Below are 25,684 nucleotides of genomic sequence, written 5' to 3'. Positions count from 1 at the left end.
TACCATGATGTCCTGAAAACCTGGACAAGAAAGTTGAAAGGAGGAAACGAACATGAATGACATCACTCCTGAAATCAGGAAACTGTTTCTTAAATACAACGGGGATATAAGAATGCTGCTGCAGGAAAATCCCAATGTGGAATATTTATATGCTCTGTCAGATATCCGTGAAAATCTGCTAGAATGGTACGAATTTAATCAGGAAGCATCTCTGCTTCAGGTAGGCTCCGACTACGGTGCCTTAACAGGTTTATACAGCAGAAGAGTGAAGGAAGTGACCGTTCTTGACCCCAATGAAAACGATCTTTCCTTTAACCGCTTAAGAAACCAGAAACAGGAGAATATCCGCTACGTGACCGGGGAACTGGAAGCCTTTGAAGAAGAGGGCTTTGATTACGTGGTCATGATCGGCTCCCTTAAGGCGCCTTATGAAGAACAGATTCAAAAGGCAAAATCCCTTTTAAAGCCGGAAGGAAAGCTGATTTTAGCTCTTTGCAACCGTATGGGGCTTAAATATCAGGCAGGAGCTGTCCCGGATAAAGTCCGTTTATCCAGGGCAGAGGTTCTGGAGCTTTTATGCGGTGCAGAAGGAAACAGAGGAAAGGCAGAATTTTACTACCCCATGCCTGACTACCGCAGCACCATGGCCCTGTATTCTGACCATTACCTGCCGGGCAAGGGCGACTTGACCCATGCTATTTTAGCCTACGACTACCCCAAGTATTTGAGATTTGACCTGGGAAAGATGTTTGATGAGGTATGTGAGGGAAAGCAGTTTGAAACATTTGCCAATTCATTTTTAACCATATGGAGCTGCCATGAAGAAAATTAATTTTGTAAAATACAATAAGACCCGCAGGGAAGAATTTCAGATCCGCACCAGCATTGTGGAGGCGGATGGCAGGCCCTTTGTGGAAAAAACAGCTTTAAGGGAAGAGGGAATTCCTCATATCAAGTCCCTTGGAGAAAAATACAGCCGCTTAAGGGACCAGAGCCAGAAACTGAAAGTTGCCAAGGTCTCCATAAGCCCTGACGGCAGCACGGCCCGGTTCGATTTTCTCAAAGGGGAAACTTTATCCGAACTTCTTGGAAAGGAAATCCAGGATGGGAAGGTCTCTGTTTCCCATATGGAAGACGGAATTTCCATGATTTTAAATGTCAGGGAAGACCATATGATTCCCTTTGTTCTGACGCCGGAATTTGAAGAAGTGTTCGGAAATCTTTCAGGGGCTGACGAGAGCGTAAAAAAGGATTGGGCTTTTCAGACTTCCAACATCGACTGTCTGTTTGAGAACATTATGAAGACCGGGGATGGATATTACTGTCTGGATTATGAATGGGTCTTCACTTTCCCGGTTCCCATGACATATATAAAATACCGGGTCCTCTATTATTTTTATGAGCAGTATAAGAGCATTTTATCCTATGATTCTCTGGAAGAATTCATGGAGGAAATGGGTGTGGAGGCGGAGCGCCTTCCTGTTTATGAGGAAATGGAACGCCATTTCCAGGAATACGTTCACGGCGAAAACCAGCAGATATATCTGGTCAACTACATGCATGAAACCCACGCCCTGCCGGGGGATATGTATGAGGTATCCCAGATCATCGACGACGCCAAAGAGCGTATAGCCAACTTGGAGCTGGAGGTGAAGGAACGGGATGTGACCATCACCAAGCAGCAGGAGGAAAAGCGGCTGACTGATAACCATGTGAGCAATCAGACTGCCATCATTGAAACCCTCCGAAAGGACTGCCAGGAAATGCAGGGAATCATGGAAACCCTTCAGGGACACCTGTCATTTACCTACCGGGTCAGGAGAAAACTGAAAAGAATCTTCGATGAGAAATTCCCTCAGGGAACGAGAAAACGCAAGATTTTTTCCTATACAAAAGACGCGATCATCCACCCCATCCGTTCTATCCGCCTCTATACCACCGAAGAGGGGAAGAATCTGATCGAAGGGGATATGAAGATCGGGGAAATATACCGGACCCATGGAAAGCTTCGCTTTGTAAAAGAGGGACATCCCATGGTATCCATCATCATCCCGGTATACAATCAGATTCATTATACGTATGCCTGCCTCGTTTCCATCCTGGAACACACAAAGGATGTATCCTATGAGGTGATCATTGCCGATGACGTTTCCACCGATGCCACAGCAGAGCTTTCCAGGTTTACTGAAAATCTGGTGATCTGCCGCAATGAAACCAACCAGGGCTTTTTGCGCAATTGCAACCAGGCAGCCAAAGCTGCCAGGGGAAAATATATCATGTTCCTCAATAACGACACCCAGGTGACGGCTGGCTGGCTCAGCAGTCTGGTGAACTTAGTGGAATCAGACCCAACGATCGGAATGGCCGGCTCCAAGCTGGTATATCCTGACGGACGTCTTCAGGAAGCAGGAGGAATCATCTGGAGCGACGGTTCCGGCTGGAATTATGGACGTCTGGATGATCCGGACAAGCCGGAGTATAACTATGTAAAAGATGTGGACTACATTTCCGGTGCAGCCATTCTCTTGTCCAATGATCTGTGGAAGCAGATCGGCGGTTTTGACGAGCGATTTGCGCCTGCGTACTGCGAGGATTCAGACCTGGCCTTTGAGGTGAGAAAAGCAGGGCTTCGGGTGGTTTATCAGCCTCTTTCCAAGGTCATTCATTTTGAAGGCGTTTCTAATGGAACCGATGTAAACGGTACGGGCTTAAAGCGCTATCAGGTGGAAAACGGAAAGAAACTGAAAGAAAAATGGGCTGATGAGTTTAAGAAGCAAAGTGAAAACAATGGAAATCCAGACCCATTCCGGGCCAGGGAGAGAAGCCAGGGTAAGGACATCATTCTGGTTGTGGACCATTATGTGCCCACCTATGACCGGGATGCCGGTTCCAAGACCACCTTCCAGTATTTGAAGATGTTCCTGGAAAAAGGCTATGTGGTGAAGTTCCTTGGGGACAACTTTCTTCATGAAGAACCTTATTCCACCGCATTGCAGCAGATGGGAATTGAAATTCTCTATGGCAGGGATTATGAGACTAAGATCTGGGATTGGTTAAAAGCCCATGGAGATGACATTAAGGTGGCCTACTTAAACCGGCCTCACATTGCGGCAAAATACGTGGATTTTATAAAAAACAACACAAATATGAAGATGATCTATTATGGACACGATCTTCATTTCCTGCGGGAAGGCAGAGAGTATGAGCTGACCGGGGACCCGGAAAAGCGGCGGTCTTCTGAGTACTGGAAGTCCGTGGAGCTTCGCATTATGAGAAAGGCGGCAGTGTCCTATTATCCGTCTTATGTGGAGCGGGATGCCATTCACCAGCTTGAACCGGCCCTGACCGTAAAGGCCATTGTGGCCTATGTATTTGAACCGTTCTTAACCCGGATTTCTGATGATTTTGAAAAGAAGGAAGGGCTGCTGTTTGTAGGCGGCTTTGCCCATCCGCCCAATGCAGATGCCGTTTTATGGTTTGCAAAAGAGATATTCCCTCTTATCAGAGAGAAGCTTAAGGTGAATTTTTATATCGTAGGTTCTAAGGTGACGGAAGAAATCAGCGCTTTGGAGCAGCCGGATAACGGAATCATTGTAAAGGGCTTTGTTTCAGAAGAAGAATTGTCAAGGCTTTATGAACAGTGCCGGGTTGTAGTAGTTCCCCTCCGTTACGGGGCCGGAGTAAAGGGAAAGGTCATTGAGGCTCTTTATTACGGTGCTCCTGTAGTCACGACTTCCATCGGAGCCGAAGGAATTGCCGAAGCAGAATCTGTCATGGCAGTCAGAGATGACCGGGAGGAATTTGCCCGTGAAGTAGTGTCTCTTTATGAGGATACAGACCGGTGCAGGCAGATGTGCCGTGCCTCCCAGGATTATATCCGCAGATATCACAGCATTGATGCGGCCTGGGAAGTGGTTGGAGAAGATTTTTAAGATTCGGGCAGGAAGTCAGGAAAAATGACCTCCTGCCTTTCCGATTTATGCCGAATATAGTGGATTATTCCAAAGGGTATATGTTATAATAATGACGTTTAGATTATTTACAGGAAAGACAGAACCGGGAGGACACAGAATATGCAGGCAGTTTTACTGGCAGGCGGTCTTGGCACCAGGCTTCGTTCCGTGGTAAGCGACAGGCCAAAGCCTATGGCGCTGATCCAGGACAAGCCCTTTATGGAATATGTAATCATGGAATTAATCAGTCATGGAGTGACTCACGTGATCTTTGCAGTGGGATATAAGGGCTCCATGGTGGAAGAATATTTTAAAGACGGATCAGCCTGGGGAATCCAGGTTTCTTATGCTTATGAAGAAACGCTTCTGGGAACAGCAGGAGCCATTAAGAATGCAGGACAGCAGGTAAATACGGACCGTTTTCTGGTGCTGAATGCAGATACCTTTTATCAGATTGATTACAGCAGGCTGACTGCCTTAAGCCAGGAGCGGGACCTTGACATGGCCCTGGTGCTTCGGGAGGTAGAGGATGTGTCCCGGTATGGACAGGCAGTCGTAGAAGACGGCTGGCTCACCTCATTTGACGAAAAGACGGAAGAAAAGCGGAGAGGAACCATCAACGGAGGCGTTTACTTAATGAACCGCTCTTTGCTGGAGGAAATCCCCGAAGGAAAAGTGTCCTTAGAACACGACATGATCCCCAAATGGCTTCTGGAAGGAAAAAAACTTGGCGGTTTTGTCAATGACGGATACTTTATTGATATCGGAGTTCCGGAAGACTATTACCGGTTTATAGAAGATGTGGAGAAAGGAAGGGTAGTCGTATGATAATCAGAGGACGTGCACCTCTAAGAGTGAGCTTTGGCGGCGGCGGTACGGATGTGGCTCCCTTCTGTGAGCAGCAGGGAGGAGCGATTATCGGCAGTACCATCAATAAATACGCCTATTGCTCTATCGTTCCCCGTGAAGACGACCATATCACCGTTCATTCCTTAGACTTTGATATGACGGTTAAGTACAATACAAAAGAAAACTATGTATACGACGGACGCCTTGATCTCGTAACAGCGGCCTTAAAAGCCATGGACATCAAACAGGGCTGCGAAGTGTATTTACAGTGCGACGCACCTCCCGGATCAGGTCTTGGAACCTCTTCCACAGTCATGGTCGCTCTTTTGACAGCCATGGCAAAATGGAAGGGCATACAGTTGGACGGTTACGCCATGGCGGATCTGGCCTATAAGGTGGAGCGGGAGGACTTAAAAATCGACGGCGGATACCAGGACCAGTATGCTGCAACCTTCGGAGGCTTTAACTTCATCGAATTCCACGGACGCAATAATGTAGTGGTCAATCCCCTTCGAATCAAAAAAGAGATCATTCACGAGTTGCAGTACAACCTGCTGCTCTGCTATACCGGAAATATCCACGTTTCCGCCAACATCATCAAGGATCAGGTAAAAAATTACGAAAAGAAAGACCCCTTTGATGCTATGTGCGAGGTAAAGGCCCTGGCCTACGCCATGAAGGATGAGCTTTTAAAAGGAAACTTATACGGCTTTGGAAAGCTTTTAGATTACGGCTGGAAGAGCAAAAAACGGATGAGCAGCAAGATCACCACTCCCCAGATCGATGAGCTTTACGAAGAGGCGCTGAAAGCAGGCGCTTTGGGAGGCAAGCTCTTAGGAGCGGGCGGCGGCGGATACCTTCTGATCTACTGCCCCTATAATGTGCGCCATAAGGTAGCGGCCCGTCTGGAAGCCGCAGGCGGCCAGCTCACAGACTGGAACTTTGAACTGCGAGGAGCCCAGGCGTGGATCACCGATGAAACACGCTGGGATTACCAGGAGATCAAGGTTGCCATTCCGGACGGAGAATACCGCTTTCAATTATAAAATGGAAGCGCCCTCCGGGCATACCATTATGCCCAAAATGCAGGGCAGGAAAGTGGATAACATGGATAAAATTGTATTTTTAGACCGGGACGGCACCATCAATGAAGAAGTGGAATACTTATACCGCCATTCAGACATGGTCCTTTTTCCCGGTGTGGCAGAAGAATTGAAAAGGCTTAAAGACCACGGCTTTAAGCTGGTGGTGGTGACCAATCAGGCGGGAGTGGCAAGAGGATATTATAAAGAAGAAGATGTGGTATCCCTTCATCAATACTTAAACAGCCTTCTTTCTGAAAGAGGAGCGGAAATTGACCGCTTTTTCTACTGCCCCCATCACCCGGTCCACGGAATCGGAGAATATAAAAAAGAATGCCGCTGCCGGAAGCCGGAAATCGGGATGTTTGAAATGGCCGAAGCATTTTTTCAAGTGGATAAGGCTCATTCCTACATGATCGGTGACAAGGTTCTGGATACAAAAGCCGGAAGGCGTTACGGAGTGAAAGGGATTTTAGTGGGAACCGGATACGGCAGAGAACTGTATGAAGCCATGACCGGGGAAGAAAGAGAAAAATCCTTAGATGCCTATGTCCCCACCATGAAAGAGGCGGTGGACTGGATACTGACGAGAGAAGGAGAGTGAAGAAATGGACCCTATGAAATACCTGGATGAACTGTCAGACCGCTATCCTGTACTGGAGGAAGTAAAACCCCAGATCAGGGCGGCCTATGAACTTTTAGAACAATGCTACGAAAACGGAGGAAAGCTTTTAGTGGCCGGAAACGGAGGAAGCTGTTCTGATGCGGAACACATCGTAGGCGAGCTGATGAAAGGCTTTGTAAAGCGCCGCCAGGTTTCGGAGGAATTTGCAAAGGCTCTTTATGAGGCTGATCCGGAGAGGGGAGAGGAGTTGGCCCAGAAGCTTCAAGGCGGGCTTCCTGCCATTTCCTTAAGCAACCATCCGGGCCTTTCCACCGCATATTTAAACGATGTGGATGGAAACCTGATCTATGCCCAGCAGACCTATGGATACGGGAAAAAGGGAGATGTATTTTTAGGCATTTCCACCTCCGGAAATTCTAAAAATGTCATGTATGCCCTGGCAGCCGCAAAAGCTCTTGGCATGAAGACCATCGGCCTGACCGGCCAAAAAGGAGGGCTTTTAAAAGAAGCTGCAGACGTGACCATCGGCGTTCCGGAAACAGAGGTATTTAAGATACAGGAGCTTCACCTCCCTGTTTACCATACCTTGTGTCTGATGCTGGAAGAACGCTTTTTTTAAAAAATGCATCACACAGGGAAAGGAGACCAAGGGGAGATGGGAGAAAAACAATGGAAAAATGAGCTGATTGCCGCTGCGCTTTTGCTGGTCTTCGCTTTTTTTATAAACAGGGGAATTGAGATCAAAGGCCTTTATATGGACGACCTTTACCTGTGGTCCTGCTATGGGGAACAGTCCTTTGCCCAGTTCGTATTCCCTCTGGGAAGCACCAGATTCCGCTTTGTCTATTATCTGGCGGCCTGGCTGGAGCTGATGGTGACCGGAAGCCGCATCGGCTGGTTCGTTCCCATTAATATTTTGCTCAACACCTGCATTGCCTACACGGTTTACCGTTTTGGAAAGCGTTTGTCAGACCGGTGGCCGGTGGGATTTTTATGCGGTATTTTATATCTGCTTTCCAGGATGTCCTACTACCAGATCAGCCAGGTCTACGGCCTGATGGAAAGCCTGGCCTTATGGGCTGCCATAGGAATCCTTTACTGCCTCTACCGCTATTTGTCGGGAGAGGAGACAAAAAGGCTTTTGCCCTGGGCATCGGTGCTGTATTTTTCCGTCTGCTTCATCCATGAGCGGTATATGGCACTGCTGGTTTTATTCTACGGAGCCTTTCTCATGAAAAAGGAAAAACGCAGACAGCCCTGGCTTCATGTGACTGCCGCATTTCTGGCTGTCCAGGCCATCCGTTTTCTCACCATCGGAACCATATCTCCGGCAGGAACCGGAGGGACCAATGTGGCGGATACCTTCCGGATTTCGGATACGTTCCGTTATGCGTTCAGTCAGGTTCTTTATATCTTCGGAATCAATGCAGGCCCAGAACATTTGAGCGGCTTAAGCTGGGGAGCGTCCCCTGCCTGGGTCCGGGTATTTGTCATAGCTTCTGACCTGTTTCTGCTCACCATGACCGTGATTTTCCTGATCAGGCTTTTAAAAGAGAAGGAAGCGCTAAAAGAACGCCTTCCCGTTATCGGTCTGTTCTTGCTGTTCATCGCCTTGTGCATCGGTTCCTCCAGCGTCACCATCCGGGTGGAAACCAGGTGGATTTATGTATCCATGACAGGAGCATGGCTTCTGGCCGCTTATATGTGCAAAATCGCAGCTCCCAGACAGGAAATGAAAGTCCGCATCTCCTGGCCCCTTCTTTACTGCGGCCTGTTTCTGGTTTACGGACTCATCATGTTTCCGGTGGAAAGCTTTTATCGGGGGAAATACGAAAACCTGTATTACTGGCCCAATCAGCTGCGGTATAATTCCCTGGCAGAAGAAACCTATGGGAAGTATAAAGACGGCATATTCGGAAAAAAGATTTATATGATCGGAAATTCCTACGAAATGAGCGATTTTACAGCCCAGACCTTCTTTAAGACCTTCGATAAGAAACGGAAGGCAGAAGGCACAGAGGTCTATTTCATCGATTCCATTCACGACATCGGACTGGTGAAGCCCAATATGCTTATTTTAAGAGAAGAACCGGCTCATAACCGGTTCCAGGATATAACGGATTTTGTAAAACGGATCAAATTAGAGCCGGTTTATGGCTGCTATGAAGACGGCTGGCTGGATGAAAGCGCCAGAATCAAGGTCATGACGGGAAAAGAAGGAAAGATCGGCCTGAAATTCTATTATCCCGGAAATATTACAGGCCTGGAAACCATCACCGTGACCATAAATGGAAACAAGAAGCAGATCATTCCTATAAATGCCTCTACTGTGACCGCAGAAATCGCCGGAGAGCCCTCTCAGATCAAGGAACTGGACTTTGAATGCAACTTTTATTATGAAAATGCATCAGAACAAAGAGGAGAAAAGCACCTTGCTGTGGTTGCTGAAATAACCGCAGATTAAGCGACAGGGAGGAATTTATGAAGCGCAGTTATTTATATTACTTATTTCCTGTTTTGGGAACGTTTTTCTGCCTCTGGTACATCTTTGCATCCACCAGTGAGGGAATCTATACCGATTATATACGCCTGGTGAACAGCTATCTGCCTGACGTATGGAATCCTGCCAAATTTTTTGTGCCTGACATCTTCACCAGAATTCCCGTCAATTATCTGGGAAGGATTATCAATGTGATCCTTTTCAGCTACTCCACCATGTTTGACCGGGTGCTGGGAGTTCTGGCCCTGGGACTTTCCGGGATCGTTCTGGCGAGGTACTGCCTCAGGAAAAGGCTTTCCCTCATCTGGATTATCATCCTGACGGCAGTGGTTTTCAGCCTCAACAAATGGGAAATGCTGACAAACGGAAGCGGCTGGGCCCACTTTCTGTCCTTTGTCTGCTTTTATTACCATTATGATTTGCTGGACCGAAAATGGAACGAAGAGGAATGGCCCCGTGACCAGATAAAGCTGATTATACTCCCCTTTTTCACCACCCTTTTAGTGGCAGGCCCTTATTGCGCCATATATTCCGTAACTGTGGTCCTTGCCTGCTGCTTCCTGTTTTTCCTGGCAAAGAAGGGAGAAAGGGCGAAATACAGCGTTTATGGACTAAGTGCCCTGGTTCCGTTTCTTTTGTATATGTGGAGTAATTCTTATGCAATAGAGGATCACGCCGCCCCGGCAGAAGTATCCCTGCTCACCCAGCTAATGGATACGCCCGGTTTCTTTGTCCGTTTTCTGATAAAATCTTTTTCTTCCATGGTCATAGGAGGAGAAGCGGCAGAGAATATCTTTTCCAGCAATGGCCCATTTCTCATTCTCGGTCTTCTGGTGATGGCGCTGTATCTGCTGGCCTTGTGGCTTTATATGAAATACCGGCTCTATAAAGACTCCATCCTCCCCCTGATGCTCATGGTATCAGGAGGGATGAACCATGTGCTCATTCTGGTTTCCAGATGGATATTCCTGCAGGAAAACTATGGAATCAGTTCCCGGTATGCGCTTCAGTTTCAGACCGGAATTCTGGGAATCCTGCTCACCTTTGCCCTTGTGATGAAGAAAAAAAGGATAAAAAACAGGTTTGCCGTGCGGCTGGCCGCTGCCGGAGCCTGTGTGCTGTTTCTGGCGGGAAATGGCTACACCACTTATGAAGAAATAAAAAAGGCGCCTCACCGCAAGGACAGCTTTGAAACAAGGGCAGAAATAGCTTTGAATTTTGAACAATACACGGATGATGAGCTGAAGGATAACTTTGAATACCGCCGCTCCAGACCGGACAGCGGTGCCAAGGTGAGGAACGCCTTGACAATATTAAAAGAAAATGGATACAGCATTTTCCGAAGCGATTTTGCAAAGGAAAAATGATATCCGGAGGTTTTTATGAAGCAGGCACAAAAGCAGAGATATGGGATTTGGCTGTTCTTGCTGGTTTTTGCAGCAGGAATTCTGCATTCACTGGAAAGTATCCTCCATCAGGAGACATTCCAGTGGGTCATGAACCAGAACGAATATAGAACCATGTTGGCAGAGACAGCAGGACTGTTGGCTGCCTTCTGTGCTTTTGGCCTCCTGATTCCCGGAAGGCGGCAGAGGACAGGGGCAGCCGCCCTTCTCCTGTCAATCTTTTTGTGGGTCCATCAGGTCTTCTTTCCGGTTCTGGTTTCCGGACTGTACATGGCTTATCTTGTATTTGCAGGCAGGTTTTTAAGAACTGTTCTGTGGAAGCTTCCGGGAAAAGACGGAACAGGTGCCGATTTTCTCACAGGCTCTGCTTTTCTCATCGCGGTTTTCTGCCTCATGTCCGCTTTGGGCATTGGAAGCATTCCATACCTGACCGGGTTTGTTTTAATCAGCGGGGCAGCGGTATCAATTGTCTGGAAACTCCAAGCCAGCCGAAAACACCCGCGAGAAATAGTAAGAGCGGAAAACCAGCCCTGGAACCGCAGGGAAGTTCTTCTTTTGGCCTTTCTCATGGCAATGGTATGCCTCCAGGCCGGACGGCTTAATATCTCGGTGGATTATGACAGTTTGTGGTACGGTGTCAGATCAGGATACATCCTGAACAATGGCCGCGGAATCTACGAAAACATGGGTACAATCGGGATTGTCTATACGTATTCCAAAGGCTTTGAAGTCCTGACCCTGCCATTATCCCTGCTTCCCTCCTACAGCTTTTTAACTTCCGTCAACCTGTGGCTGGCAGGGGGAGTCCTCTATATGGGCTGCCGGATAGGACGGCTTTACATGAACCGGGAACGGTCTGTCTTTTTGGCCGCCCTGCTTTCCGCAACTCCCGGCATCATGAATATGGCGGTAACTGCTAAAAGTGATGTGATGACTCTTCTCGTTCAGGAGATTATGATTTACCATCTTCTTTGCTGCATCAAAGCAGGCCCCCGGTCCTGGCGCCATTTGTGTTATGGAATTTCCGCCTTTTTCTTGAGCCTGACCTTAAAACCCACTGCCCTGGTTTTTTCCACCGCTGCTTTCGGAATGGCCCTTTTATGCATTTTCGGAAAGGGATTTCTCCCTCAGCGAAAATCGGGGATGCAAAATACAGGCTCCCTGGCAGTTCTGGCAGCATCGGCAGTGGCCCTGGCAGGCATATGGGCAAGAACCATGGTAATTACGGGCCTGCCCCTTACCTCCGTATTTTCCTCCCTGCTGACAAGGCTTGGCTTTCAGATGAAATACCCCTTTGAAGTCAATACCATACCCAATTCCGCTCCAACCGGGTCCATAAAAGAACAGGCCTTTCACCTGATAAAACGGATTTATGGCTTCTTCCTTTCCCCTACAGGCAGGGATATGGACCATGTCATTCTGGCCTGGGGCGGATTTGTGCTGTATTTCCTGTTCATCTTGTGGATTATCAGCCGTTTTTACGGCAAAAATGTGGATAGAGCCAGTAACCGGAACGCTTCCGTCCTGCTGACAATGGTGTATATCCCATTTCTGCTGGTAAACCTTGTGAGTCTGGTCATGCTCCATCAGGTAGATGGAAATTACTTTATGCTTTTTTATGTGCTGACAGCGGTCTATGTACTGAAAACCGCCTTAGACACAGGAGAAAAAGCGGTATGGAGGGCTGCAATGGGGGCCGGAGCCGGAATTTTCCTCTTTTCCCTGTTCATCACCTCCATGACAAACTGGAGTTGGAGCGTTGGTTTTTCACCTCCTTCCCTCCGCCATAAAGGGTACTATAACCACCGGGAAGCGGCCAGACAGGACATGGTTTTCAAGGGAAATGAAAGAATCTGGGACATTCTGGCTTCTGATCCCCGGACCCGGCTCATCGCCGTAGGAGATCATCCCCAGGTACTGTCCTTCCCCTGCAGCGCCCAGTCATATGATGACATCACAGGCGTATGGGGAAATGTGGTTCTGGTCAAGAAAATGGATTATTTTGTGGAGTTCATGGATTATGCGAAAACCGATTACGTCTACGTTCAGGCAGGCTATATGGGTGGCGATTTGCGCTCCTATACCCTGGTAAAAGATTTGATTGAATGGGGAAAGCTGGTTCCGGTGTTCTATGAGAAGGGAAACCTTCTGGCTGCAGTGGATATAAACGGAGAGCACAGCCAGACATCGGTCCAGGCATCGAAAGAATTCGAACAGTATTATTTAAAAAAAGAAGCAGAGGAACAGCAATAGCATGAGGAGTACAGAGAATATGGAAAAAACATTGTCAGTCGTTGTATCCTGCTACAACGAGGAAATGGCTTTGGAACAGTTTTATGAGGAAACAGCCGGAATTTTAAAGAAACTCCCCTGGAGCTATGAGCTGATTTTTGTAAATGACGGAAGTCAGGATGGCACCATGAGAGTCCTTGACTTTCTGGCCAGCCGTGATGAGCGCGTAAAGGTCATCAGCTTTTCCAGAAACTTCGGCCATGAAGCTGCCATGATCGCAGGGCTGGACTACAGCAGCGGGGACGGAATTGTCTGCATGGACGCAGACCTTCAGCATCCCCCGGAGTATCTGCCCCAAATCCTTGGGAAATTCGAGGCGGGTTATGATGTCATCAACATGGTCCGGACGAAAAATGAGTCAGCCGGCTGGTTTAAGAACCTGGCTTCCTCAGCCTTTTACCATTTGATCAACCTGCTTTCCGATGTGAAATTTGAGCCAAATGCGTCCGATTTCTTTGCTGTATCCGGCAGAGCCGCAAAGGTACTAAAGGAAAGCTACAGGGAAAAGGTCCGTTTTCTGCGGGGATATGTGCAAAGCATTGGCTTTAACCGGACCACCATCGAATATGAAGCCGGAACCAGAGTGGCAGGAGAGAGCAAATACAGCATCAAAAAACTGGTCACCCTTTCCGTAAATACCATCATGTGCTTTTCCAACCTCCCCTTAAAGCTTGGAATTTACGCCGGAGCCGGAGCCGGACTTTTGGGTGTGCTGATGATGATCTACACCATATGGAGCTGGGCCAGGGTGGGAACTCCAAACGGTTATGCCACCACCATTGTGCTGATCTGCTTTATGTTTGCAGTTCTTTTTCTGATTGTGGGAGTGATCGGCAATTACATCGCCATCCTGTTTGCAGAACTGAAGGACAGGCCCATTTATATAGTGGGAGAGACGAAAAATTTTGAGGAATAAAATTATCATAAAAAAGGTACCCTGAAAGGCTTTTGCTGATGTGCCTCCTTAAATCAGACTAAAAAATCTAATTTAAGGAGATCACTTCAGGCAGGCCAATCAAGGTACCTTATTTATTGTCTTTCAATCATGTCACTCATCAGCGGATTCCAGGACCGATTTCCTTTGTAGGATTGGTACTTGAATCCGGTGCCGGAGATTCAGCAGGCGCCGGAGCGCTCTGATCTCCCTGCGTGTTCTGCTCTGTCTGTTCCGGAACCGCTGCCGGGGTCAGGGTGCAGACGCCGTTTGAATCAGCCGTGTAGGAAACTCCGTCTAAAGTGAATACCGTAGATGCCGCCATCTTTCCGTCAGACGGATTCAAATAATACTGCTGTCCATCGACCTGGGTCATACCAGTCACCATGGCGCCGCTTCCGCCGAAATAATACCAGCTTCCATCTACTTGTCTCCAGCCTACGGTCATTTTACCGGAGGAATTGCTCAAATAATACTTGGTTCCCCGCTCATCCAGCCATCCGGACTGCATCTTTCCGTCCGTTCCGATGTAATACCAGCTTCCGTCCGGATTCACCCAGCCTGATGCTGTCGCACCGTTTGGATTAAAGAAGTACCAGTCATTGTCAAGCTGCTTCCAGCCTGTAGAAACAGCGCCGTTTTCGCCCAGATAATATCTGGAAGCGCCGTCCGTATGCCAGCCTGTAACCACGGAACCGTCATTGTTTAAGTAATACCGGGAACCGTTGTGATCCACCCAGCCTGTGGCCATGACGCCGCTGTCCTGGAGGAAGTACCGCTTTCCGTTGATATCCTTCCAGCCGGTTGCCATTTGACCGGAGGAGGGGTCTAAATAGTAATACTGGCCGTTTAAGCCCTGCCAGCCCGTTGCCATGGTGCCGTCAGAATTCAGATAATACCTCTGTCCGCCTTCTGAGAGCCAGCCCGTATTCATGGAGCCGCTTGCATTGAAGAAATACCACTTTCCATCCATCAGCTTCCAGCCTGTATCCATGCGGCCTGTGATTTCATTGAGGTAATACCGGAGCCCTGACTTATCCAGCCAGCCCTTGGTGGTCAGCCCTTCTTCGTTCATATAAAACCAGCCGGTTCCGTCATTGATCCAGGCATCCTTTTGCATGGAGTAATTCTGATAATAATAAGTCTTTCCGCCGATGGTTCTCCACATATTTCCGGGAAGCTTTGGAGTCAAGTCCTTATAGAGAAAGTCAATGTCAACATTCCCGCTGATTCCACTGATGGAGCCGGTACTGGTGACCTGCCACATAATGGGATTAGGATAAACGTGCTTCGCCTCATATCTGGCCACCCACACATCGTATTTCATGATGGATAAATCAATCTTCTTTGACAGCCAGTAATCATTGGCATAAACAATGGGATAATAACCCGCTTCCTCCACCCGCTTGCAGAATGCATTGATCACTTCGCTGACCTGGGAAGGGGGAAGGGTTCCGAGAGTGGCATTGTCTTCCGCATCAAAGGCAATGGGGAAAGAAATAGGATAATCCTTCAGCAGGTTCAGCATAAAATCTGCTTCCTCCCTTGCCATGTCAGGAGTTGTTGCCAGAGAATAAATATAAGCTCCCACCTTCAGCCCCGCGGATGTTGCGCCCTGGACATTGGTGTGAAAATAAGGATCAGTCACGCCTCTCGATCTGGCTCCCAGCATGACAAAGCTGACATCATCTGCCGCCACAGCCTGCCAGTTTACATTGCCCTGCCATCTGGAAACATCAATTCCCCTGGCAATGGCTTCCTTGATCACAGTGCCGTCCTTCATCTGATAATACCCGTTTACTTTTTCATATCCCGCTGCCTGGGAAGTCATGACCGGGTAAAGTCCTGAGGTCATCCCCATAACAGCGCATAATACCGCTGCAGCCAACTGCCTGCAAACCTTCTTGTGTCTCAAAATCGTTTCCTCCTTGTCCTTCTTGTTTTATGGAATCATGAGTGTCTCTTATGTCTGCGTAAAAAATGAGCATCCGCGCAAAGGTGCGGATGCCCACACAGATACAAAATAACCTTATCAGCCAGGTCCTGTTGTAAGCCCAGGCTGTAATTCGTATACTCCGCCGCCGGAGGAACCAGAAGAGCCCGAAGGACTGCCGGGGGTATCGTTGGAGGAACTGCCGGGAGCACCGCTTAAATCACTTCCGCCGGAAGAAGAACCGCCCGGTCCGCCAGAGCCTGACGGAGTGGAACTGCCGCTTCCGCCGGGAATCGTGGTTCCAGAAGATGTCTCTCCCGGAGCGTTATTGCCCGTATTTGCAGAGGGAGTACCGGAGCCATTTTCCTGATAAGCCCCGTTGGAGGCAAATGTATAATTCTTTCCGTCAATGGTAAGAGTCGTGTTGGCTGCCATCTTGCCGCTGGAGGGATCGAGATAGTAATAAACCCCGGAAAGCTGTATCCAACCGGTCATGGTGTGTCCGGATTCATTGAAATAATACCAGGACCCTTCAATCTGCTTCCAGCCATGAGCCATTTTACCGCTGTTATCCATATAATATTTGTTGGTTCCGTCACTGAGCCAGCCTGTCATCATCCGTCCCAGCATAGATTTGGTATCAGCATTTAAGTAGTAATAGGCGTTGTCCACCTGCTTCCAGCCGGTAGCCATCTTTCCGTCGGAGTTGAAATAAAACCAGTCATTTCCAACCTGTCCCCAGCCGATGGTGCACTTTCCGTTTTCTTTAAAATAATACCAGCCGCCGTCCATCTCCCGCCAGCCGGCAGACATGGAACCGTCGCCCTTCATATAATAATAATCGTTTCCGATCTTTAGCCATCCCTTTACGAGAACACCGGTATCATCCATGAGGTAGTAATACTTTCCCCCATCCTGGACCCATTTGGTAGCCATAGCGCCGTTGGAATGAAAATAATACCACTTTCCGTTGATCTGCTTCCAGCCCGTTGCCATGTAGCCTGTGGAAAGGTCCAGAAAGTAAAATGTTCCGTCAGAAGTTTTCACCCAGCCCTTATGCACTGAGCCATCCTGATCTATATATTTCCAACTGGAGCCCTCCGAAACCCAGCCCGTAGCAGCCCAAGCCGTCTGGGCCGGTATCAGGACAGCGGTTCCGATCAGTCCTGTCAGCAGCAGCGCAGCCGCCTTTTTTCCATATCGCATGCAGTTTTCCTCCTCCTGTTCCAGCTAAACTTTATTCATATATATGGTAATTATAGCATAGTACGGGTCAGAATGCATAAATAATTTATTACGATTTGCGGACATTTTTCCAAAGAAATCATATATTGGAAATTTCAAGACACTTTTTGTAGTAATTCTTTGCATAGCGGTACATGATGATAGTGTACTCTCCAAACTCTTCTCCCAGAGAAGCCTTGTAAACGGCCCATAGAGCCCATAAAAATCCGCCGAGGGCCATATAGGCGTAAACCGTAAACCGCTCCTCGTCAGTGGACTTCCTCTTTAAATAGATTTCTATAAGGTCGTCTGTCTCCTCCTGGGTGTAGTAGGAATAAATCGCACACATGGAAATATCCACAAGGGGATCGCACATGCCTGCGTATTCCCAGTCGATCAAACGGATATCGCCTGAAGGCAGAATTAAAAAATTATCCACGTTGGGATCGATGTGGGAGAGCACCTTCTCATGGTTTAAGAAGTCCAGCTTATTTAAAAGTTCATCCATCTGTTTGCGGATTTGGCGGTAATCGTCAAATAAGGTGTCTCCGTAAGTTTTGCAGAGGTTCTCATAGAAATCAATCCGTTCTCTGAGATCAAATGAGTGATCTACTTTAAGTCCGGAATGATGGAATTTTCGGACAACATCCATGCAACGCACTATTTCTTCCCGGTTGTGTGGGGCTGCATTGTGGGAGTCTTCGTAAAATTCAGAGACTTTATATCCTGTTTCCCCGTCAAAATAAATTACATTTTCTGAAATATCATATCCGGACAGGGCATCGTAAACGGCCTTTTCCTGTTTCCTGTTAATCAAAAGATCTGTTCCCGGTCCGGGGATGCGGCAGATGTAGTGGCGGTCTTTTATTTTAAATAGGAAAGACTTGTTGGTCATCCCGGATTTTAAACAGCGGATTTCAGTGATTTCAGATTCCTTTACCTGGAAGATCTGGGAAATCAGCTTCATGGCCTGATTGTCGGAGGTGTGCTGGTATCTTATATCAAAACGGCGCAGCTCCTCCAGATTTTCAAATTCATAAACCTCATGGGCAGGCCTGCGGTTTATGAACATCTCCGGTTCAAGGCAGGCCTGGGGCAGTTGAGGAAGCTTTCTGGCGGCTTCGCCGGATAACATCTCCATAAAGACATTTTCCCAGTAAAAGGGTTCGGTGCCGGGCAGATTATAATATGCTTCCAGGACGGGAAGGAACTGTTCTGAAAAGGATTTGGAGAAAAATACGGGGCCATACATGACCCATTGGTCGCATCCGCCCACGGATACATTCAGAATCCGGCCCTTTTTATTGTAGTCCAGACACCACTCGGAAGTTTCCCCTTCCATATAAGAGGAAGAATACCATGCGCCTCCTTCATAGGCGTGGTACATGTTGTGGCGCATCCAGTTGTCGGAGGAGAGCACGTACATATTCCGGCCCCGGAGGACTTCTCTGGCATGATAGATGGTTGCCAGGGTGTTTTTGTGAGAGTATTCCGGGTTGTAGAGAAGTTTTACCTGGTATTTGTCGATGAGGTATTCAAATTTTTCTTTTAAATAGCCGACCACAATGGTGATATTCGTGATTCCTGCTTCATGAAGCTGGCGGATCTGGCGCTCGATCATACGCTCCCCCAATACTTCTAACAGGCCTTTTGGAGTTTCAAAGGTCAGGGGAACAAAACGGGAGCCAAAGCCTGCGGCTATGATGAGGGCTCCGTCGACCTTATGCTGATCCAGCAGAGCCTGTCCAGCCGGAAGAAGGGTGCAGGACTCGTTTTTGTTTCCGACTTCAAAGTACTTTTTTTCTATGCATTCTTTCATTAAGCTATTAACGGTTCCTAAGGAAACATTGAGTTCCTTTGATAAATCTCTTTGCGTTACAGCCGGATTTTCCAGAATGGAACGGCAGATAATGACGTTACGATCCATAATTTTATGACCTCCGTGTGGTTTGTGGTGATGGAAAAAGTGTTCAAAAATACCAATATTGAATATATTGTGAACATTATATCATTAAAATGGCGGGGATGCAATGCAGATATTTTGTTGTTGAGGGGGGATGAAATGAATTTTTCGAAAGTGTTACTATTTAAATAAGGAAGAACGACTCTTTCGTAAAGATTCCGTAAGAAAATGAACAGAGAAATGTTATAGCATTTTCCTAAAAAATGTATTATACTGTTCCATGTGATGGAGGAGTTGAGAGCTTCTGGCGGAAATGTAAATATTGTTCGTTTTTTGAAGAATATTCAAAAAAAGTAAAAAAAGTATTGATTATTTCCAATATAGGAAGTATAATTACCTCGTAATGCAATTAGGAATTTCAGAAAAAATATTTCAAAAAGAAAAAAGGAGAGTGCATTAATTATGAGAAAGCAGACAAAATTAGTTGCTGTATTATCAACAGCAGCACTGCTGGCATTAGGCGCTTCCATGTCCTCTTTCGCAGCTACTGGCTGGGCAGAAGAGAATGGCACATGGGTGTACTATGACAAGAACGGCGATTTAGCATCTGAAAAGTGGGAGAAATCTGGTGACAACTGGTTCTATCTTAACGATGATGGAGAGATGTCTACTGATGCTCTTATTGAGTACAATGATAACTTCTATTATGTAGATGAGAATGGCGCCATGGTAACTAATCAGTGGGTTTCCATTGAGAACGAAGATTATGATGGCGATGATGATGAAGCAGCTAACCACTGGTATTATTTCCAGGCTAATGGTAAAGCTATCAAAGGCTCCGACAATAATACTGTAAATCTGAAAACCATTAATGGCAAAAAGTATGTTTTTGATAATGATGGAAAAATGCTTTATGGCTGGGTTGACACAAATGGTGAAAGAGTCACAGGCGATGATGCATGGTCAGCAAGTAGTGGCGGCGAGTTCTACTTTGGTGATGAGAATGATGGAGCTATGACTGTAGGTTGGATTCAGTTAAGTATTACAGATAGTAATGCAAGTGATACAGATGCAGATACAGCATTTGATGATGAAGATCAGGATCGTTGGTTCTACTTTAAGACTAACGGTAGAAAAATGAAGAACGAAACAGGCAAGACTATCAATGGCAAAAAGTATGCATTTGATACCGATGGTAGAATGACTGCAGAGTGGAGCCAGAATGCAAGCTATGTAACTCCAGGCACAACAACTGCAACACCAAGTACTCTTGTTACGGGCGCTCGGTCCCAGCAGTGGAGATACTATGGAACACCAGAAGATGGTGCAAGAGTTAATAAGGGCTGGTTTAAAGTTGTTCCTGCAAGAGGCTTAAATGCTACTAGATACAACAATGACGAAGACAGATGGTATTATAGTGATAATGATGGCAGACTGGTTGCTAATCAGTTAAAGACTATTAATGGCAAAAAGTATGCATTTGATGACAAGGGTGGTATGGTTTCTGGCCTTAAGTTCATTTCTGTTTTAAAGGCAGATAAGAACCAGATTGTAACCATTCATGATGGTGATTACTATGATACTGAAGGTGAATTTGATGCCTTTGCCAATGCTACTGCTGGTTCTTGGAAAGCTGGTGAAACAACACCGAACTTTGACTGGTCATCTTCTATTGATGATTATGTGACTTATGCTTATTATTTCGGCGGTGGTGAAGATGGTTCAATGAAGACTGGAAAACAGACCGTTGATATTGATGGCGATAGCTTTACTTTCTTGTTCAATAAGTCCGGCGGAACCAAAGGTGCTGGTAAGATTGGTGAAGATAGTGACAAGTATTATCTGAATGGTAAGTTAGTAAAGGCTGACAAAGATGATAAATATTCTGTTGTCGAAGTTACAAAGACTGGAACTACAATTACTACCATTAAATTGCTTACAACAGATCAGTTTGTTACTTCTTTAGGAGCAACATTATCTGCTGACAGCACAACTACAGTAAATGGTGAAGCTGTTACTCAGAAGAAAGATAATGCTTACTACACATTCCCAGCTAATACTAGTAGTGTTACCTATCATCTTGTAAATACTACAGGTAAGGTAGAAACAGGCGATAGAACAAAAGCTAAAGATGGTGATTCTATTTGCTATCAGGTTAAGAATGGTAAGATTATAGCTGTTTTTGAAGAAAAATAATGTAATTTTTATAAGATTATAGCTATAAATATAAAGGGGGGACGTCATATTGACGTTCCCCCTTTAAAAAAAGGAGAATAGAATGAAGAAAAAGCTGACTACTATAGGGGTTTCAATTTTAATTAGTTTGGCATCTGTTTCTACTGTTTTTGCAGCATGGCAGCATCAGGATGGTAATTGGAAATACCTAGAGACAAATTCTTCCTATGCAAGCAATAAGTGGCTGCAAATTAATGATTTATGGTATCACTTTTCTGAAAATGAAGTGATGGAAACTGGTTGGATAAAGGATAAAAAAGAGTGGTACTATCTTGATAAGGCAAATGGTCATATGAAAACGGGATGGTTTCTTGATGAGGATGGAAGCTGGTATTACCTGGACGAAACCAATGGGGATATGTGGGCTAATAAACGTACTCCAGACGGATATTATGTAAATAAATCTGGTGTTTATGATGCTACAAAAGGAAATAATCAAAAAAATAAGAACGTAGGACCTTCTAGCGAAATAAATAATCAAAAAGCAGCCACCTTATTGAAGGGTATTGAATTTCCTTCGTTGTCCTCATTTGCTACTGAAAATTTATCAAATGATAATTGGGGAATTACAGGAAGTATAGAAGCCATGAATTCTTTGAATACTGTTATGGAGAACTCCTTTTTAATTGATGGGACTTCTATTACTTATGCGCCTGGCGGAGAAATAAAGTTAAAATTAATCAAGTCAGGAGATCATTATGAATTAATTGATTATGTCGCATTTGATGCTGGTATGGAAACTGCTTTATTGGCGATGTGTACCTTAATAAGCCGCACACCTCAGATGATATATAATCCTATATATACAGCATCTGAATATGATCAAACAGTTATGCGAAGTGAATATTATACACCATTTGGCGATGGTAAAATATTATATACTATTCATGGTGACTATGTTTCTTTTAGTATCGGGCCTAAATAAATATGGCTTTGAAATGATATTAGAAATAAAAGATATCCCTGCAGAATGGAGGCAGAAAAATGCTGTCAGGTCTGCAGGGAATTTTAATGCGAGATTTAAAATGCAGAAATATTGAATATAGTAATGTAAGATGTTATACTAAGAAAAATAATTACTTTACAATGAGAAAGAGTAAAAAGAAAACAGAATACAACCTCCTTTTATCATTGCACCTGACTAATGGTGAAGCAACATAGCCTTGTGATTTGAGAATAACAAAGACATGGCAAAATGAGCTTTTATATTCTTGAGAATAAATTTGAGAGTAGTTTTGTTCCTAATAGTATCCGCAGTATTTTTGAATAAATTAATGTTATGAGCAATGAAATTTGGGAAGGTCAGAACTGGTAGTAGAAAAGGTTACAATGATCCCCTTTTTGTGGTTATTAACACCACGACATATGGGGATTGAAGTTTTAGTAAAATAGCACTCCCCTAAAAATAGCAATAACTGTTCTCCTACGACTAAATATACATGGTTTATTATCAATCATAAGAGTCTAGATACTAAGTTCCGCTTCTTTGTGATTGAAGGGTTGACGGTACATTTAAGAATGAAAGGTAGGAAGTACCATTCACTACTCATCTTTTGTGTTTGTATTGTATTGCTAATCCATATGATAATTATAAAAAAACAGTATAGGGGCACAATATTTTCATTAGTTGTTTGTGCCTTGAGTGAAGTGAAAGGAATGGTAACAAGAATGAAAATAAAGTTGGCAAATGAAAAGGGTACTTATTTAACGATGATTCTTGGAATATATGTAGTGTTGATTGGAGTAGGATTGCCTATTGTTGTTAAAAATGCCTATTTTGATATACTTGCAGTCAAATATTATTTCTATTGCATATGTACAGGTTTGATGCTTGTGCTTTTGCTAGTTTATTTTTTAACTGCTAGAAGGGAGACTATTTTGCACTGTTATAAGGATTTTTCTGTAAAAAACCTTATAAAAAAAGCAAACTTATTAGATTGTTCTATTTTAAGCTTTCTTTTGGTATCACTTATTTCAACGTTATCATCAGATTATTTGTATGAATCGTTTTGGGGAAATGAAGGTCGATTTACTGGATTTTTCTTATTAAGCCTATATGTAATATCATATTTTTGTGTAAGTAAATTTTGGAGATATCAAAACTATTACATTAATCTTATCCTTATTACAGGATGCTTTGTATCAATATTTGGTATCACAGATTATTTTCAGATGGATATTTTTCGCTTTAAGGCTTTTGTAATGGATAAGCAGAAGCTCAGTTTTACATCAACGATAGGTAATATTAACACCTATACTGCTTATGTAGGTATAATTGCAGCTATAGCGACAGTTCTTTTTGCAGCCTCCGTAGAAAGAAAAAAAACTGTTTTTTATTATTTATGCATGATCATTACTTTTTTTGCTATTATTATGGGCGCTAGTGATAATGCATATATTTCTTTGGCTACATTATTTGTTTTTTTACCTTTATATCTATTCTCTAATAAAAAAGGAATTCAAAGCTATTTAATAGTATTAGCTACTTTTTTTTCGGTGATCAAAGTTATTGATTGGATTAATTTTTATTTTAAAAATACAGTACGAAGAGTTGATGGTATATTTACTGTGATTGCTGATTCTAAATTACTATTGTATTGGATCGCTGCTTTATGGGGATTGATTTTGATATGGTGTATTATAGATTATATAACAAAATCGAGATATAAAGAATATGGAAATATATTTAGATATATTTGGTTGACATTAATTTTTGCAGTAATAATTTTCATTGTATATATTATGTATGATTGTAATATATTGGGAAATATAGAATCATATGAAAAGTATGGAAGTTATTTTATCTTTAATGACCAATGGGGAACCCACAGGGGATATATTTGGAGAAATGCAATAGAACAATTTGGGGAATTTACTATATGGAAGAAAATTTTTGGATTTGGCCCGGAAACGTTTGGTATTTTACTAATGCGTAGAACTTATGGAAATCCCTATAATGAAATCTTTGATAGTGCTCATAATGAATATTTACAATATTTACTCACCATTGGGATTGCTGGTTTAATTTCTTATATAATACTTATATTGTCTTATATAAAGAAATGCTTTAGTTATAAAAATAGGAATCCTTACATCATTGCAATAGTTTTTGGAGTGATTTGTTATAGTGCTCAGGCTTTCGTGAATCTTGGCCTTCCTATAATTACACCGATTTTATGGTTATTATTGGCAATGGGAGGATCCAAATCAATAGAGAGTAATAATATATTGATGGAAGAAAATTAATTGAATCTAATAAAAAAGACTATATTTGATATTATGTTATTAATTTCTATGATGGTTGATAAATTGTTCGTACACCGTTCAAAGAATCTGCTTTCAGGTTTTATTTCAAATAGATTTTTATTGACAAATAAATTCTAAAGAGGTAAGATGTTTCTAGTGTTTGATTTTCGAACGGTGTGCTTGGTGTTTTGCTGATGTGCTGAAAGAGGGATAAGTTTGCCAGAAAATAGAAATGTACTTTTTGATAATGAATATACTATTATGTCAGAAATTGCAGGAAATGAAAGAGTTACGCAACGTGAACTTTCAAAAAAAATGGGAGTGTCTGTAAGTACTGTTAATGTATTAATAAACAAGATGATTAGAGAAGGCTTAATCAAAATGACACAGGTATCCCAAAAGCAAGTGCTTTATATGCTGACTCCTGCCGGGATGATGGAAAAAACAAAAAAGACGGTGAGTTATATAAAAGCCCATTATAGAGTAATATATGAAACAAAAGAAAAGATAAAAGGAATATTGGGTGAATTGTCTCAAACATATGATACTATTTTTGTGTGGGTTAATGATCACGATATGAAAGAGATTATCCATATTTCAATTGATGAATTTGAGTTTTTTAATGTGAAATCTAAAATTATAATAATCGAAAATGAGCAACAACTCAACATGAAAGAAGCAGAACCTGCTGTATTGATATATATGGAAATTAACAAAGATGATTTGAAAAAATATGTAGATAGTAGCCAAATAAAAAGGGTTGATTTGGCAGAAAGATTATACATAGAGATTTTTTGAGAAAAGTTATATTTTATTAATAAGAGTAATTGTTAATCAATAATTTTTGAGGTGGCGTAATGTATTTAAAGTTTAAACGATTAATTGATTTTATACTATCTCTTATAGGTTTAGTATTATTATTACCAATTTTTTTGCTTTTAATATTGGCAATAAAACTAGACTCCTCGGGCCCTATTTTTTTTAGACAAAAGAGAATAGGTATACATAAGTCTCATTTTTATATACTCAAGTTTAGAACTATGAAAATTAATACCCCTAAAGATACTCCGACACATCTTTTAGAAAACCCAGAGCAATGGATAACAAGAGTTGGTAAGTTTTTAAGAAAGACAAGTTTAGATGAACTTCCGCAAATTATTAATATTCTTAAAGGCGAAATGAGTATCATTGGTCCAAGACCCGCATTGTGGAATCAGTATGATTTAATTGAAGAGAGAGATAAGTATGGGGCTAATGATGTGCCTGTAGGGCTTACGGGTTGGGCCCAGATCAATGGTAGAGATGAGTTGCCTATTGAAGAAAAGGCAAAGTTAGACGGAGAGTATGTAAGAAAAAAAAGCATATTGTTTGATGCTATATGTTTTTTAGGAACATTTAGTGTTGTATTTGGTAGAAAAGGTATTGTTGAAGGTGGTACGGGTATGATAGTAAAGACGACTAAAGGAAAAGAAGAAAAAGGTATTTGACGTTTGATTAATCAG

The 25,684-nt window shown here is 43.9% G+C and carries 18 protein-coding genes; 15 read left to right on the top strand and 3 right to left on the bottom strand.

The window, feature by feature from the left end; all coding sequences use genetic code 11:
* Nucleotides 1–52: 52 nt before the first annotated feature.
* From QM657_RS02860 to QM657_RS02815, 10 genes are all read left to right on the top strand, one after another.
* Entirely contained in the window at nt 53–832 is a 780-nt protein-coding gene (locus tag QM657_RS02860) for a class I SAM-dependent methyltransferase (RefSeq protein WP_415065021.1), read from the top strand.
* Complete coding sequence (locus QM657_RS02855; RefSeq protein ID WP_415065020.1) at nt 819–3,932, top strand: glycosyltransferase; 3,114 nt, start codon at nt 819–821, stop codon at nt 3,930–3,932. Before QM657_RS02860 ends, QM657_RS02855 begins: the two co-directional genes overlap by 14 nt.
* A 141-nt stretch (nt 3,933–4,073) precedes the next feature.
* Entirely contained in the window at nt 4,074–4,781 is a 708-nt protein-coding gene (locus QM657_RS02850) for a nucleotidyltransferase family protein (RefSeq protein WP_415065018.1), read from the top strand.
* A complete protein-coding gene (locus QM657_RS02845) occupies nt 4,778–5,848 on the top strand; it encodes a GHMP kinase (RefSeq protein WP_415065017.1) in 1,071 nt (356 codons plus the stop codon). Before QM657_RS02850 ends, QM657_RS02845 begins: the two co-directional genes overlap by 4 nt.
* A gap of 61 nt (nt 5,849–5,909) precedes the next feature.
* Nucleotides 5,910–6,488, top strand: a complete 579-nt coding sequence (locus QM657_RS02840; protein WP_415065016.1) for a D-glycero-alpha-D-manno-heptose-1,7-bisphosphate 7-phosphatase — start codon at nt 5,910–5,912, stop codon at nt 6,486–6,488.
* 4 nt (nt 6,489–6,492) lie between these two features.
* Complete coding sequence (locus tag QM657_RS02835; protein WP_415065015.1) at nt 6,493–7,128, top strand: SIS domain-containing protein; 636 nt, start codon at nt 6,493–6,495, stop codon at nt 7,126–7,128.
* A gap of 36 nt (nt 7,129–7,164) precedes the next feature.
* Nucleotides 7,165–8,973 carry a hypothetical protein gene (locus QM657_RS02830; RefSeq protein ID WP_415065014.1) on the top strand — a complete coding sequence of 603 codons (1,809 nt, stop codon included), beginning with the start codon at nt 7,165–7,167 and terminating at the stop codon, nt 8,971–8,973.
* A gap of 17 nt (nt 8,974–8,990) precedes the next feature.
* Entirely contained in the window at nt 8,991–10,376 is a 1,386-nt protein-coding gene (locus QM657_RS02825) for a hypothetical protein (protein WP_415065013.1), read from the top strand.
* Nucleotides 10,377–10,391: 15 nt separating this feature from the next.
* Complete coding sequence (locus QM657_RS02820; RefSeq protein ID WP_415065012.1) at nt 10,392–12,668, top strand: sodium:solute symporter; 2,277 nt, start codon at nt 10,392–10,394, stop codon at nt 12,666–12,668.
* A gap of 19 nt (nt 12,669–12,687) precedes the next feature.
* A complete protein-coding gene (locus QM657_RS02815; RefSeq protein WP_415065011.1) occupies nt 12,688–13,623 on the top strand; it encodes a glycosyltransferase family 2 protein in 936 nt (311 codons plus the stop codon).
* 139 nt (nt 13,624–13,762) lie between these two features.
* On the opposite strand, the gene QM657_RS02810 is transcribed toward QM657_RS02815, so the two are convergent.
* The 3 genes from QM657_RS02810 to QM657_RS02800 form a co-directional block, all read right to left on the bottom strand.
* Entirely contained in the window at nt 13,763–15,556 is a 1,794-nt protein-coding gene (locus QM657_RS02810; RefSeq protein ID WP_415065010.1) for a GH25 family lysozyme, read from the bottom strand.
* 117 nt (nt 15,557–15,673) lie between these two features.
* On the bottom strand, nt 15,674–16,780 hold the full coding sequence (locus QM657_RS02805) for a cell wall-binding protein (RefSeq protein ID WP_415065009.1): 1,107 nt from the start codon (nt 16,778–16,780) through the stop codon (nt 15,674–15,676).
* Nucleotides 16,781–16,898: 118 nt separating this feature from the next.
* Nucleotides 16,899–18,725 (bottom strand): sugar phosphate nucleotidyltransferase, encoded by a 1,827-nt coding sequence (locus tag QM657_RS02800; RefSeq protein WP_415065008.1) that lies wholly within the window; start codon nt 18,723–18,725, stop codon nt 16,899–16,901.
* A gap of 438 nt (nt 18,726–19,163) precedes the next feature.
* Between QM657_RS02800 and QM657_RS02795 the strand changes: the two genes are divergently transcribed.
* The 5 genes from QM657_RS02795 (at nt 19,164) to QM657_RS02775 (ending at nt 25,669) form a co-directional block, all read left to right on the top strand.
* The gene (locus QM657_RS02795) at nt 19,164–20,897 is read left to right on the top strand and encodes a cell wall-binding protein (RefSeq protein WP_415065006.1); all 1,734 of its coding nucleotides are present in this window, start codon (nt 19,164–19,166) and stop codon (nt 20,895–20,897) included.
* Nucleotides 20,898–20,979: 82 nt separating this feature from the next.
* Nucleotides 20,980–21,861 (top strand): hypothetical protein, encoded by an 882-nt coding sequence (locus QM657_RS02790; protein ID WP_415065005.1) that lies wholly within the window; start codon nt 20,980–20,982, stop codon nt 21,859–21,861.
* Between the two features lie 743 nt (nt 21,862–22,604).
* Nucleotides 22,605–24,182: an O-antigen ligase family protein gene (locus QM657_RS02785; protein WP_415065004.1), complete on the top strand. Its 1,578-nt coding sequence runs from the start codon at nt 22,605–22,607 to the stop codon at nt 24,180–24,182.
* Nucleotides 24,183–24,398: 216 nt separating this feature from the next.
* Nucleotides 24,399–24,980: a winged helix-turn-helix transcriptional regulator gene (locus tag QM657_RS02780; protein ID WP_415065003.1), complete on the top strand. Its 582-nt coding sequence runs from the start codon at nt 24,399–24,401 to the stop codon at nt 24,978–24,980.
* Nucleotides 24,981–25,039: 59 nt separating this feature from the next.
* A complete protein-coding gene (locus tag QM657_RS02775; RefSeq protein WP_415065002.1) occupies nt 25,040–25,669 on the top strand; it encodes a sugar transferase in 630 nt (209 codons plus the stop codon).
* Nucleotides 25,670–25,684 lie beyond the last annotated feature (15 nt).

The sequence above is a fragment of the Lacrimispora sp. genome, from assembly GCF_047605665.1.
In the GTDB taxonomy this organism is placed as follows: Bacteria; Bacillota; Clostridia; order Lachnospirales; family Lachnospiraceae; genus Lacrimispora.
Note: the sequence above shows the minus strand (reverse complement) of the source record. Positions and strands in the feature narration are given on the sequence as shown.